Source organism: Chryseobacterium sp. SIMBA_028, assembly GCF_046535285.1.
Lineage (GTDB): Bacteria > Bacteroidota > Bacteroidia > Flavobacteriales > Weeksellaceae > Chryseobacterium.
Window position 1 is genome coordinate 24,612 of record NZ_JAWRWZ010000017.1, and the last position, 13,864, is coordinate 38,475.

At 35.8% G+C, this 13,864-nt stretch carries 12 protein-coding genes; 9 read left to right on the top strand and 3 right to left on the bottom strand.

Features of this window, described 5'->3' with window-relative positions:
• Positions 1 to 120: 120 nt before the first annotated feature.
• Positions 121 to 795 (bottom strand): SIMPL domain-containing protein, encoded by a 675-nt coding sequence (locus SCA31_RS19795; RefSeq protein WP_410698739.1) that lies wholly within the window; start codon positions 793 to 795, stop codon positions 121 to 123.
• Positions 796 to 1,127: 332 nt separating this feature from the next.
• Between SCA31_RS19795 and SCA31_RS19800 the strand changes: the two genes are divergently transcribed.
• The 4 genes from SCA31_RS19800 (at position 1,128) to SCA31_RS19815 (ending at position 5,036) form a co-directional block, all read left to right on the top strand.
• The gene (locus tag SCA31_RS19800) at positions 1,128 to 2,909 is read left to right on the top strand and encodes a histidine kinase (protein ID WP_410698740.1); all 1,782 of its coding nucleotides are present in this window, start codon (positions 1,128 to 1,130) and stop codon (positions 2,907 to 2,909) included.
• Positions 2,910 to 2,916: 7 nt separating this feature from the next.
• Positions 2,917 to 3,642 (top strand): hypothetical protein, encoded by a 726-nt coding sequence (locus SCA31_RS19805; RefSeq protein ID WP_410698741.1) that lies wholly within the window; start codon positions 2,917 to 2,919, stop codon positions 3,640 to 3,642.
• Positions 3,643 to 3,687: 45 nt separating this feature from the next.
• Positions 3,688 to 4,422, top strand: a complete 735-nt coding sequence (locus SCA31_RS19810; RefSeq protein ID WP_410698742.1) for a LytR/AlgR family response regulator transcription factor — start codon at positions 3,688 to 3,690, stop codon at positions 4,420 to 4,422.
• A 74-nt stretch (positions 4,423 to 4,496) separates the two neighbouring features.
• On the top strand, positions 4,497 to 5,036 hold the full coding sequence (locus SCA31_RS19815; protein WP_410698743.1) for a lipocalin family protein: 540 nt from the start codon (positions 4,497 to 4,499) through the stop codon (positions 5,034 to 5,036).
• A 58-nt stretch (positions 5,037 to 5,094) separates the two neighbouring features.
• On the opposite strand, the gene SCA31_RS19820 is transcribed toward SCA31_RS19815, so the two are convergent.
• Positions 5,095 to 5,568, bottom strand: a complete 474-nt coding sequence (locus tag SCA31_RS19820; protein ID WP_410698744.1) for a hypothetical protein — start codon at positions 5,566 to 5,568, stop codon at positions 5,095 to 5,097.
• Between the two features lie 104 nt (positions 5,569 to 5,672).
• Between SCA31_RS19820 and SCA31_RS19825 the strand changes: the two genes are divergently transcribed.
• The 4 genes from SCA31_RS19825 (at position 5,673) to SCA31_RS19840 (ending at position 11,937) form a co-directional block, all read left to right on the top strand.
• Positions 5,673 to 6,923 carry a CinA family nicotinamide mononucleotide deamidase-related protein gene (locus SCA31_RS19825; RefSeq protein WP_410698745.1) on the top strand — a complete coding sequence of 417 codons (1,251 nt, stop codon included), beginning with the start codon at positions 5,673 to 5,675 and terminating at the stop codon, positions 6,921 to 6,923.
• Positions 6,924 to 6,972: 49 nt separating this feature from the next.
• Positions 6,973 to 7,410, top strand: a complete 438-nt coding sequence (locus SCA31_RS19830) for a hypothetical protein (protein ID WP_410698746.1) — start codon at positions 6,973 to 6,975, stop codon at positions 7,408 to 7,410.
• 76 nt (positions 7,411 to 7,486) lie between these two features.
• Positions 7,487 to 9,544, top strand: coding sequence for a M13 family metallopeptidase (locus tag SCA31_RS19835; RefSeq protein ID WP_410698747.1), 2,058 nt, complete (start codon positions 7,487 to 7,489; stop codon positions 9,542 to 9,544).
• Between the two features lie 296 nt (positions 9,545 to 9,840).
• Positions 9,841 to 11,937, top strand: a complete 2,097-nt coding sequence (locus SCA31_RS19840; RefSeq protein ID WP_410698748.1) for a M13 family metallopeptidase — start codon at positions 9,841 to 9,843, stop codon at positions 11,935 to 11,937.
• Between the two features lie 70 nt (positions 11,938 to 12,007).
• Here SCA31_RS19840 and SCA31_RS19845 read toward each other — a convergent pair whose 3' ends face one another.
• Positions 12,008 to 13,054, bottom strand: coding sequence for a hypothetical protein (locus SCA31_RS19845; protein WP_410698749.1), 1,047 nt, complete (start codon positions 13,052 to 13,054; stop codon positions 12,008 to 12,010).
• A gap of 356 nt (positions 13,055 to 13,410) precedes the next feature.
• Here SCA31_RS19845 and SCA31_RS19850 point away from each other — a divergent pair, with 356 nt between their 5' ends.
• On the top strand, positions 13,411 to 13,857 hold the full coding sequence (locus tag SCA31_RS19850) for a type VI secretion system contractile sheath small subunit (RefSeq protein ID WP_410698750.1): 447 nt from the start codon (positions 13,411 to 13,413) through the stop codon (positions 13,855 to 13,857).
• Positions 13,858 to 13,864 lie beyond the last annotated feature (7 nt).

Consider the following 13,864-nt stretch of genomic DNA (forward strand, 5'->3'; position numbering starts at 1 on the left):
TACTCGTATTGAGCCCTGAAAATGGGGAAACTTGGTGAAATGAAGCTTTCACTTGGTAACCTGATAATGGTACAAAAGAAAAACAGCCCCAAAAGGAGCTGTCTTCTTAAATCTGTTATTTTAAAGGATTTCGTATCTCGTTTTGATACTGTATTTCAGTTTGATATTTTCTATATTGTCAAAAGAAATATCAGCAGAAGCATCGGCCATTTCCATCTGTACATTGTTCATTCTGCCTTTATAGGCAACAGACATTACCATGTCACTGGTGTAGTCTTCTATTTCTACAATCTCAATGGCGTTTCCTATCTTTTTGCCCATGCTTTCCAACAGATAATCGGCTTTTTCCTTAGCTGCTTTTAAGGCATTGATCTTTACCGCTTTTCTGAAGTCAGCAATCTTGGTATTCTTTACCTCAGAAATGTTCAGGCTGCTTACCCATTTTTGGTTTAGGTCTTCAAAGATCTTACTAATGTTTGATTTTGTATTTGCCTTAAACTGATAGTTCTTGGAAAACTTTGCTGTTTTTGAATAGATATTCTGGTACATCGACTTGAATTTGATATCCTCGTTCTTTATGCCGGCGCTCTTTAAAATATCAAACATCTTCTTTTCATTGTCTGCCAGATCATTTTTGTTATCTGCTTTTATTCCGATGCTAAAGATAATTTCATCCGGTTCTACTTCCATTTCGGCAACACCGGTTACCTCTATTGCATTTTTCTTTATCTCCTGAGCGTTTACAAAACTTCCCAGCGTTAAAATTCCGATTAATAAAAAATGTTTCAATTTCATAATTTCCTGTTTTTAAGTTTAAATTCTGATGTAAAATTAGTCAGACCTGGAACTGAAAATGGGGGAGACTTGGTGAAATGAAGCTTTCACTTGGTGAGTTGTTGTGAAAAGGACGCCCTATTTAAAAATGTAAGAGGTAAGGATATTAAGTTAGCCCTTGCTTTAGCCAGAAAGAGGCTTGTCTTTAAGGTGAATAATAAGGAACATTGATGGTAAGATGATGATTGGTAGTATTTTAATTGAGTAACTTGGTGAAGTAAGGTTTTGACTTGGTAAGGAATGGAAGACGATACATAAAGTTTTAGTTACTTTGCAGTAAAGATTCAAAGTCTGTGAAATTAATTTTTAAAATATTGTTTATTTCAATGCTTGCTGTGGGGAATTTCCTTTCTGCACAGGATTCTACAAAGGTATCGCAAGTGTTGAAGTCTGCTGCAAAGCTAAAGAAAGCGGTGGATAAAAATGATGATAAGGCCATTGCTGATACGTATGTTGGAATGGCGGGTGATTACTATAATCAGGGAAACTATGCTAAAAGTGAAGAGTATTTAACCAAGGCTAAAGCTCTTTTTCAAAAGCTTAGTGATAAGAAAAATCTGGAATCTGTTACCAGAAAACTGGCTCAGGCACAGGAAAAACAGAATAAAATAACACCTGCTCTCAGTAATTACAGCATGGCAGCACAAATGGGCTATAGCGAGAAAAGCAAAGCGGTAAACTCCAATGATGTGGCAAGGCTTTCTTCTCCTACACCCGAACTTAGAGCAGAAGCGATTCAGGATAATATTAATATTAGCAAAAAGGAGAACGAGCAGGCCAGCGTAGCAGAGGGCTACAGTCAGTTGGCAGAGATCAATCTACAACAGAAAGATATCAATAAGGCAGAGGAAAATCTGAATAATGCCTATAAAATTTCAAAAAAAGGAGCTCCACAGCAGGCTCTGGCTATCAATCAAAAATTAACTGACCTTTATGTTGAAAATAAAAACTATGACAAGGCCATTGAAGCCAAAAAGAAAGTTCTGAAAGAAGATTTTGTAAAGGAAAACTCACAGGAAAAAGTCAATCAGATTCAAGAATTGGCGGATATTTATATTAAAAAGAATGATCCAAAAGAAGCAGTAGATTTATTGAAAAATGCCTACGGAATTGCGTTGGATAAAGGCCATACACTGGAAGCCCAGAAAAGTGTGAAAAGACTGGATAGTCTGTATGCTATTTCGGGGAATACAGATGCTTCCGTTCAATTATACAGAGACTTTTTAGGAAAGCTCCCAAATTTGGTGTCTAAGGATAGAAGCCTTGTGGATAATAAGATTCTGGAAGATACAGAACAGAGAATTTCACAGCTGGAAAAGGAAAAAGAATTGAAAGACGAATTGATTCGTAAGAAAAATGTTTTCAATTATGGTTTAATTGGAGCTTTAATCCTATTGACAGGTTTGGTTATTTTTATTTTTAGAACCCTAAAAAAAGTACAGACTAAGAATAAGAAAATTGCGCTACAGTCGCTTCGGCGGGAAATGAATCCGCATTTTATCTTCAATAGTTTAAATAGTGTCAATCATTTCATAGCAACCAATAATGAATTGGAAGCCAATCAATATCTGACAAAATTCTCCAAGCTGATGCGCGGAGTGATGGAAAACTCTACAGATGATTTTATTCCTTTTCAACAGGAACTGGATCTTCTGCAAAATTATCTGGCTCTGGAGAAAACACGATTTACAGATAAGTTTGATTATGAAATAGAGGTAGATGAAAGCTTGAATATGCATAGTCTGCAGGTTCCCGGAATGCTGGTACAGCCGTTTCTTGAAAATGCAATCTGGCATGGACTTCGTTACAGAACGGACAAAGGATTTTTAAAGCTAAGTTTTGAAAAAAGTGATCAATACCTGAAGATTATTATTGAAGACAATGGAATAGGAATTGAAGAAAGCAAAAAGCAGAAAACCCAGCATCAAAAGACAAGAGAGGGTAGAGGGATGAAAAATACGCTGGAAAGAATTCAACTTTTAAATGATCTGTATAAAAAAGATATTACCTGCTCTGTAAAAGATAAAGAAAATAATAGAGGAGTATTGGTTACCATTCAAATTAATCTGATATAAACCAAAGATGAAAAAGAATATATTCCTGATAATACTGAGTGTTTGCTTGTTTTCCGGTGTTTTGTCCGGACAGGATTTTGATAGTATTCGTTTGAATAATATCCTGCAAAGTTTAAAATTAGATAAAACAAAAATCAAGGAAGAGCTTTGTACTGAGAAGAAAATGCCCAATACAGAAGATTCCTATATTGCAGTCATTCCTGTTGTAGTAGAGCAGGAAAATGATGATTACGTTTTTACAGTCCGGAATTATATTTTAATTACAGATGCTGATGGGAAAATAAAGAATAAGTATCTTGATCCAACAGATATAAATTCTGATGCCCTAAGTTTAAGAAGCTTTACAATTGATACGGGATTATATACTATTGGAACAAATATCCGTGCCTTTGGGGTGAAAGCAGATTTTGTAGGAAGCAGCAGACCTAACCCTTATGAGATAAGTACAATTTCAATGTATTATCCGGAAAGTAAAACTTTTAAGAAAGTTCTGGATCAGTTTACTCTGGATTTATACAGTGGAGAGTGGGATACCCGATGCAATGGAGAGTTTGAAGATAATCATGCGTATATCATTATGGATCCATCCAAAACCAATAATTTTACAGATCTTAAAATAAAGACCATTTCTGTTACCACCGCCAACAAGGAGGTGAAAGGAGATTGTGAAAGTAAGGAAATATCAAAGACCTCCTATAAAATACTGAAGTTCAAAAATGGAAAATACCAGTAAGTAGATCTTCGCAATCCAATATTTGTCATCTAATATTTATTCCCAATGAAAATCAAAGCCGTAATCGTAGACGATGAAATCATAGCAAGAGAGGTTCTGAGAAGCTATATTACTAAATATTGTCCTCAGGTAGAAATTCTCGGTGAAGCGGAAAATATCAAGCAAGCCGTTCCCCTGATTGCTGAAAAACAACCACAGTTGGTCTTTCTGGACGTGGAAATGCCCTTTGGAAATGCCTTTGATGTATTGGAAGCTACTAAGGAATTTTCTTATGAAACGATCTTCATTACTGCATTTTCACAATATTCTTTACAGGCTTTGAATAAGTCTGCAAGTTATTATATTTTAAAGCCCATCGATATTCAGGAATTGATTCTTGCAGTGAACAAAGTTGCTGAAAGTCTTGAGAAAAAGGATGAGCTTAACCGTAACAAAATTCTCTTGGAGAACCTAAAACTGAAACCGGAAAAGCAGCAGCTTATTCTCCCAACTCTACAGGGCTTTGATGTCGTAAAAACAGAAGACATAGTAAGACTTCAGGCAGATGGAAATTTCACGCAGGTTTATCTTACCGATGGTTCAAAGAAAATGGTATGCCGCTTTTTAAAGCATTTTGATGACCTGTTGGAAAGTCCTTTTGTAAGAGTTCACCGTTCCCATATTATCAATACAGCCTTTGTAAAATCCTACCATAAAAGCGGAACGGTAATGCTTGCTGATGATACTGAAATTGAGGTTTCGGGAAGCTTTAAGGATAACTTTCTGAGAGTATTTTCATAGAATTTATTGTTCCTTAACAACCCAAAGGCATTATTTTTGACGCTTTTATCAGAATCACACAAAATATTTCTGTCATGAAGACCTTTCATAAAATTATACTTCCCGTTTCGTTAGGAGCATTGGCGTATATCGCCTTTCATTCGTATTCTGTGGGAATTCCAAAAGGAGGAGCTGCAGTAAAGAATTTTGACGTTAAAAAATATCTCGGAAGATGGTATGAAATTGCACGGTTTGATTACAAATTCGAGAAAAATATGGATAATGTTACAGCAGAATATTCAGAAAACCCTGATGGAACTGTTCAGGTGAGAAATAAGGGCTATAACTATTTGAAAAAACTATGGAATGAATCTATTGGTGAAGCCAGATTTGTAAAGGATAAAACCGAAGCCCGACTTAAAGTCTCTTTTTTTAAACCCATTTGGGCCGGATATAATGTCATAGATATAGACGAAGACTATCAGTACGCCCTGGTGGCTGGAAGCAGTCTAAAATATTTGTGGATACTTTCCAGAACGACTACAATCCCTGAAAGTATCAGGCAACGCTTTATTGAAAAAGCAAGAAAAATTGGTTATAATACAGAAGAACTGATTTGGGTGAAACATAATTAGGTAAAAAGGCAAAATCGTAAAATACATGGTGACGATTTTGCCTTTTATTTTTTGTTATTTAACTCTGAATGTATTCTTTCCATTCTTCAAAACGATGATCTATAACTGGTTTCATCAGATCATAATTCTCGTAGGTATCTTCAATATGGTAGAATGTTTCGTATTCATAATCATTTTCCTCTGCTTTGGTATCAAAAAGATTAACATAGTCATCAGCAAATGAACTGTATCTATTTCCAAAATCAGTGTCATCTGCGTAGTAATCCTTTGCAAAACTGTTTCCAAGATCACTCAGGTCATGTTCTGAAAACTTCCCGTCACAAAAATCCATAACGAATTCCGCTCCTGTAATTTCTCTTCTTTTTAATTTTTCAATTTCCTCTTCTCCATCCTCCTTTAGTTCATTAGAAATAAGATCATTATTAATGCACCAGTTCAGGAACATTCCTGTATGGGTAGCTCCATTTTTTTCAGGAAGTTCTTTGGGGAAATCACCACCATAATGCCATGAAGCATCATCATATTTAGACATAATTTTAACTAATTTTTGTCAAAAATAGAAAAAATCAATTTATATTGCCACAGCCGTAGATTTTCACGTCATTTGCAGGAGAATTTTTTTCAAGAAATTGATATATGGAAAAAGCTGTTCTGATTACTATTGGTGATGAAATCCTTTCCGGAAATACGATAGATACCAATTCCAATTTTATTGCCACCGAACTTAAGAATATCGGGATCAAGGTGGTACAGATCTTTACAATTTCAGACGAAATTGAAACCATCAAGGATACATTGGATATAGCCTTTAAGCTGGGTGATCTAGTTATTACAACAGGAGGATTAGGTCCTACCAGAGATGATAAAACCAAAAAAGCTCTTGCAGAGTTCTTTAATGATGAAATTGCATTGGATGAGGTTACCTTTAACCATCTTAAAAGATATATGGAAAGTCGCGGACGTCTGGATATTCTTGAAAGAAATAAAGAACAGGCCTTTGTTCCTACAAAATCCATTGTTTTTCAAAACCACTTTGGAACTGCACCATGCATGATGATGGAACTGAACGGAAAACTATCCTACAGTCTGCCTGGTGTTCCTTATGAAGTAAAACCATTAATCAAGGATCAGATTATACCTTATTTACAAGAAAAATTTAATCTTAATTATATTCACGGCAGAATTATTTCTGTAGTTGGGATTCCTGAAAGTATTCTTGCAGATACCATTGAAAATTGGGAACTAGCCCTTCCTGAAAATATTTCTCTGTCTTATCTTCCGGTGGGAACCCGTGTAAAGCTGAGGTTGACCGCATCCGGTGATAACGAAGACGTCTTAAAGAAACAGACGGAAGACGAAATCCAAAAACTTCTTCCTCTCATAAAGGATAATGTGATTGCAGTCTCTGAAGATAAAATTGAGACTATTCTGGCAGAAATTCTTACCGAAAGAAAATTGACTATTTCTACGGCAGAAAGCTGTACCGGAGGCGAGCTGGCCAAGATGATCACATCAGTTTCCGGAAGTTCAAAATACTTTCTTGGTGGGATGGTTCCCTATGCCACAGAGAAAAAGATTAAAATTTTAAACGTCTCCAGAGAAACAGTAGATCAATTTACGGTAGTCAGTGAGCAGGTAGCTCAGGAAATGGCGAAAGGATGTCAGGATTTATTTGATACAGATATTTCCCTTTCTACAACCGGAGTAGCAGGTCCGGGAAAAGGAGAGGATGGCAAGGACATAGGAACGGTTTTCTACACGATACGAATTAAAGATCAGGAAGTAACCTCAAAATTATACATGCCTCATCTGGAAAGACTGGATTTTATGAATTTTGTTTCCCAAAAGGTGATTCAGGATCTGGTAGGACTTCTTGTAAACCAGTAAATTAAAGTTTTAGTTTTTTAATTTATTTTCATCTGATTTTTCACAATTTTTGAAACAGCGTTTCCGATGGACTTATGGAATTATGCAGATGTTCTGGAAACAGAAACAGACTTTCCTTAATCCCAAGTATAAAGGATTAGGACTTTGGGCAATGCCTAATATTTTACTGTTCCAATACATCATTCCGTTTTTTTCACCACTGGCAGATTTGATTATGTTTTTTGGAATTTTATCTGGAAATGGAGACAAGATATTTACTTATTACCTGATTTTCCTTTTAGTGGATGCTTCGCTGGCTTTAACAGGATTTATTTTGCAACGGGAAAAATTAACCAGCCTCTTGTATATTATTCCGCAAAGATTCGGGTATAGATGGCTGATGTATATCGTATTGTTTAAAAGTCTCAGAAAGGCTTTGAAAGACGAAATACAATCCTGGGAACTCTTAAAACGAACAGGAAATGTAAAAGAGATAGCAACTTCTTAAGATTTGTTTAAATTTGTTTTCTGGTAAAGTAACAAATAGTAAATAAATCATACCTATTGTATAAATTGTTATCATAATGAAAAAACTAACACTTTCTTTGTTTCTAATAGCAGGGATTTGTACTCAAAATACAGTGAGTGCACAAGCTAAAGCTGTGAAAACAGCAGTTGCGAACGCAGATAAAGGTCTAGACGTTAGCTTAATGGATACGTCGGTACGTCCACAAGATGATTTTTATAACTATGTGAGTGGAACTTGGATGAAAACAGCTAAAATTCCATCTGATAAACCAACTTGGGGAAGTTTCAACAAACTTGGAGAAGACACGGATAACAATTCCATGACGATCCTGAACTCTCTTTTGAAAGATAAATTTGCTGATGGAAGCGAGGGTAAAAAAATCCAGGATTTGTATGCGTCTTACATGAACATGCAAAAAAGAAATGCAGACGGAATCAAGCCTATTCAGGAAAACCTGAGTAAAATTGATGCGATCAAAAATATGGCTGATCTTCAGAATTATCTGATCTCTGTAACTAAGGAAGGTGAAAATATTTTCTACGGATGGGGAGTATATGCAGACCTAAAGAATTCTAATATGAATGCCGTTTATTTAGGTGAAGCTTCTCTTGGTTTAGGAAGAGATTATTACCAGAAAGTAAATGATAAAAATACAGAAGCTATTGCTGAATATCAGAAATATGTAGCTTCAATGTTAACAGAGCTAGGATATAAAAACGCTGATGCAGCAGCAAAAGGTATTGTTGAATATGAAAAAAGCATCGCAAAAACCTATTTAACAAACGAACAAAGCCGTGATAACACCCTTCAGTATAACCCGCAGACAATGGCTGAGCTTTCAGCTTTGGTAAAAGGAGCAGATATTCCTGCTTACCTTAAAAAAGTGGGCGTAAATACTGATAAAATTATCATAGGAGAACTAGGATACTACAAAAACTTCGACAAATTGGTAAACGCTCAGAATCTTCCTGTAATTAAGGATTATCTGAAGTTCCACATGATCAATGGAAGCGCTTCTTATCTAAGCGAAAAGCTGGGAGACATGAAGTTTAATTTCTTCGGAAAATATCTAAGAGGTCAGCAAGAACAAAGAGCATTGAACAAGAGAGGTTTCGAATTAATCAACAGAAACTTAGGAGAAGCATTTGGTAAACTTTATGTTGAGAAATACTTCCCGGCTGAAGCTAAGGCTCAGATGGTAGAGTTGATCGATTATCTAAAGAAAAGCTTTGCTGTTCACATCAATAACCTAGCTTGGATGTCTTCTACAACTAAGGAGAAAGCAATGCAGAAATTAAATAAATTCACTGTAAAAGTTGCTTATCCAGACAAATGGAAAGATTATTCTAAACTAGAAATCACTCCTGAGGCTAAAGGTGGAACATTATACCAAAACCTTCAGAACATTGGAGAGTGGCAATACAACAAGGATTTAGCTAAAATCGGTAAGCCGGTTGATAAAACAGAATGGGGAATGACTCCACAAACTGTAAACGCTTATTACAACCCGGTATTTAACGAGATTGTATTCCCTGCAGCGATCCTTCAACCGCCATTCTTCAACCCTAAAGCTGATGCAGCTGTAAACTTCGGTGGTATTGGTGCTGTTATCGGTCACGAGATGAGCCACGGATTTGATGATTCCGGGGCACAGTTTGATGCAGAAGGTAACTTGGTAGACTGGTGGACACCGGAAGATAAAGCTAACTTCGAAAAAGCTACAAAAGCTCTTGCTTCTCAATATGACAAATATGAGCCTGTAAAAGGAACATTTGTAAACGGAACATTCACAAACGGTGAGAATATTGCCGATTTAGGTGGTGTAAACATTGCTTATGATGCCCTTCAAATGTATTTAAAAGATAAAGGAAACCCAGGAAAGATTAGCGGATTCTCTCAAGATCAGAGATTCTTCCTAAGCTGGGCAACCGTTTGGAGAACGTTATCAAGTGAAAAATATATGATCAACCAGGTGAAGACAGATCCGCACTCTCCGGGTTACTTCAGAAGCTTCGGTCCGTTGATCAACGTTGACGCTTTCTATAAAGCATTTGATGTGAAAAAAGGAGACAAATTATACAAAGCTCCAGAAGATAGAATTAAAATCTGGTAAAAAATATAAACCGTTCAGCAATGAGCGGTTTTGTTTTTTTAGGTAGCAGGTTGAAAGAAGTTAGGCGTTAGGGCGGCGAGGTTGCATTAACTATAATCTAAAAGGAACGGTTCCTATCATTCCTTTCTTTCGGAGGTTGGCAAATCGAGGATTTAATGGGAGGTTAAAATTCACGAAATGATTTAATCATCATTTTCATTTAGTCCTTTTTCTAATCCTCCTTTTAATTATCCTCATCATATATTGTTAAAGTTCGTATATTTGATAAGTTTGTGTAAAATCAAAAATTATCTTCAATGAAAAAGCTAAATATTGGTATACTTGCCTTTTCGGGTATTGTATTTCTACATTCGTGTGGTGCAGCAAAGACTGCAGGGACAGAGAAAAAAACTGAGGCTACGGCAATTGCCGCATCGCCTGTAAAAGAACAAGTGAAAGAAGAGGGAATCAATTTATCCCATATGGATACAGCTGTTCGTCCGCAGGATGACTTTTTTAGCTACGTAAACGGAAATTGGGTGAAAACTACTCAGATTCCTTCAGATAAGGCCAATTGGGGTTCATTCAATGCATTGAGAGAAAATGTAGATGATGCTTCATTAGATATATTAAATAAAATCCTTACTGAAAACTATCCTGCAGGATCTGAAGGGCAGAAGATCCAGAACCTTTATGCATCTTTTATGGATACAGCAAAAAGAAATGCAGATGGATTAGCTCCTATCAAGGGAGATCTTGCAAAAATTGATGGCATCAAAAACCTTAGCGATTTGCAAAAATACCTTTTGGAAGCAACAAGATTAGGGGATAACTCATTTTACGGATGGAGAGCCGGAGCAGATATGAAGAATTCTAATATGAATGCAGTGTATCTTGGAGGCCCGGATCTAGGTTTGGGAAGAGATTATTATCAGAAAGTAAATGATGCCAATACCAAGACATTAGGACAATATCAGACTTATATTGGAAAACTATTTGGTGTTTTAGGATATAAAAACTCAGCTCAGGCAGCACAGAATGTTGTAGATTTTGAAAAGCAATTAGCGAATTATTTGTTGACTCTTGAGCAGAACAGAGATGCCAATTTAAGATACAACCCTAAAAATGTATCAGAACTGTCAGGTTTAGTTAAGAATGTTGATCTTGCCAAATACCTTAAAGAGGCAGGTGTAAATACAGACAGAGTAATTATTGGTGAACTGAAATATTACCAGAATATGGATCAGTTCATGACTCAGAAGAATCTTCCATTATTGAAAGACTACCTGAAGTATCATTTGATTAATGGTAATGCAAGTAACCTTGATGAAAGTCTGGAGCAGATTAGATTTGATTTCTATGCAAAAGATCTACAGGGCCAAAAAGAACAACGTCCTATGAACAAAAGAGGTCTTACCCTTGTAAATACTGTTCTTGGTGAGGCTTTTGGTAAATTATACGTAGACAAATACTTTACTCCGGAAGCAAAACAGCAGATGGAAACCTATATTGATTATCTTCTAAAATCATTCAAATCTCACATTGCCAACATAGACTGGATGTCTCCTGAAACAAAAGTAAAGGCTCAGGAAAAACTATCCAAATTTACAGTGAAGATCGCTTATCCGGATAAATGGAAAGATTATACCCAATTAAAGGTTGAATCTCCAAAACAAGGAGCATCATTATATTCTAACCTGCAAAATGTATCAGCTTGGCAGTACCAAAGAAGTTTGGATAAAGTAGGAAAACCGGTTGATAAAACAGAATGGGGAATGTCTCCACAAACAGTGAATGCATATTACAGCGGATCAAACAACGAAATTGTATTCCCTGCAGCAATTCTTCAACCTCCTTTCTATAACCCTAAAGCTGATGCCGCTGTAAATTTTGGAGGAATAGGAGCTGTTATCGGACATGAAATCTCTCACGGATTTGATGACAGTGGTTCTCGTTTCGATGGCGATGGAAACCTAAACAATTGGTGGACAGATGCTGATCGTAAGAACTTTGATGCAAAAGTAGGTCAGTTGGCTGCTCAGTATAGTGGATATGAGCCTGTAAAAGGAAGCTTTGTGAATGGTAAATTTACAAGTGGAGAAAATATCGGTGACTTAGGTGGAGTAGCAGTAGCTTACGATGCCCTTCAGATGTACTTAAAAGATAAAGGAAATCCAGGAAAAATTAGCGGATTCACTCAGGATCAAAGATTCTTTATGAGTTGGGCGACCGTTTGGAGAACAAAAGCAACTGATCAGTATATGATTAATCAGGTGAAGACGGACCCGCACTCTCCGGGGATGTTCAGAGCTTTTGGCCCGTTAGTAAATCAGGATTCATTCATCAAAGCATTTGATATCAAACCAGGAGATAAAATGTATAAAGCTCCTGAAGACAGAATAAAAATCTGGTAGGATTATTACCAGCAAAATTGTTAGAAAAGAAAGAATCCGCCTCACATATAATGGAGGCGGATTCTCTTTTTTAATATGCTTTCTTATAATTTCGGATAACAAACTTTATTCCGGTTTCTAGAATATCTCCCATGGTTTTACAATACTTGAAATTGACATCATAGGTGAGTTTTTGCAAAGCTGTTCTTAGCTCTATAACATTGGCTTCCGGTGCAATATTTTCTTTTTTCATAATAGAAATAAGTTCATCGAATCTGTTTTTGCTGCTCGTCACCCTTTTTACAATTTGTGAGCGTACTTCTTTCCGATACTGCTCTATAGAATTAGGTTTCAGTTTTTCCAGGACCATATTAACCATAAAGCTGTTTTCTTTGAAATACTGGGGAAGATAGACTTTTAGGTTTCCCTCATAGCTTTGCTGATCAAAATCAATGGGACGAATTCTGTAAATTACCTGATCAAAATCGTGTATAGGAATAATAACATAATTGTAAGAACGCATATCACCCAACAATCCAATGAGGCAGCGTTCATTGAACTTTACAAACTCTTTTGAAATTTGCGCCTTTTCCAATTCTGTACAGTTAGATATATGTTTCTGAATAAATACATCCCCGGGGATTCCTAAAATATGCTCTTCAATTAGGGTGTTTTTGTAAATTAGAAAGTTAATTCGGTTGGGAGAAAGCAGGTCTTCAAGTTCCAGTCCATAGATTCGGGAGGCGTCCGCCTGTTTAATATAAAAATTAGTATAATTATCGTTCAGGATATTTCTGACCCGAATTCGAAAAGGTTTAGAATTTCCGAAAGTACAAAAGTCGATCGTATCCACTTTCAGATAAGGTAAAGTCGCTTCATCTCCGTCGGAATGAAGAAGAGTATAAATCTTATTTAAGTTAGCCTCTATTTCTTTAAACTCATATTCAGAATACAGTACACCGAGCCACAAAGTATCTTTGCCCTCCTTATCCAGAATATTTACACTGTCGCTGAATCTGAGAAGGTCTTCATATAGAAACTGAATCTTGGTCGTTCTGTTATGTTTTTCCAAATACTGCTCTAATGCTTTTGAAACAGGATATATTGGTTTTCTAAAAGCAATCTTTACATCTTTCATTACGCTGTTTACTTTATTTAAATATAAAGAATATTTTTTCCCCACGTTGGAGGAATTCTTATTTTAACACGTATTTGGTGTTTTTTTATAAATGCAAAATATACCGGGATTTTATTTTATCTCCCTATGGTTTATTTTTATTTATTTTTTCATAGCTTAGTGACATCATAAGAATTTGATTTTATGTTAAATAAGTGTAGTTAAATTTAAATAATTCAAGAAAAATCTTTACAAAATTTTGTATGTTACAGTTTTTTTTTAAATTTAAACATTGGATTGGTAATTTATTTGATACGTCTGTAAATTACTCAAAAACAGATCCAAACCAAAATAGTAAATCTCAAAATAATAATAATATGGCAATGTTTAATTATGGTGTTGGCGGAAACGAAGTAAAAGTAGATGCTAATGAAGCTATTCAGGAAATACAGGAAAATAAATCACTGATAGTAAGCCAGCTTACAACAGAAGAATCTTATACCCCTGAAATTGTAACAGGATTAAAAACAGTGGAAGACGTTTTCAAACATTTTCAGCCTTCTGTATCCGTACAGCATGAAACAGAGGATGGAGGAACAGTTGAAGAAGAATTCCGTTTTCAAAATCTTGGAGACTTTACTCCCAAAAGCCTTACTCAGAAATCAGACTATCTACAGCAACTGAGCATGGAGCAGGAGCAGTACAACAAAATTGTACGCCAACTGAAAACAAATAAAATTCTACGCAATATGCTGGAGAACGATCAGACAAGAGCTGCGTTCATAGAAGTATTGAAAGATGTGGCACAAGAACTTGAAAAATAATTAAAGA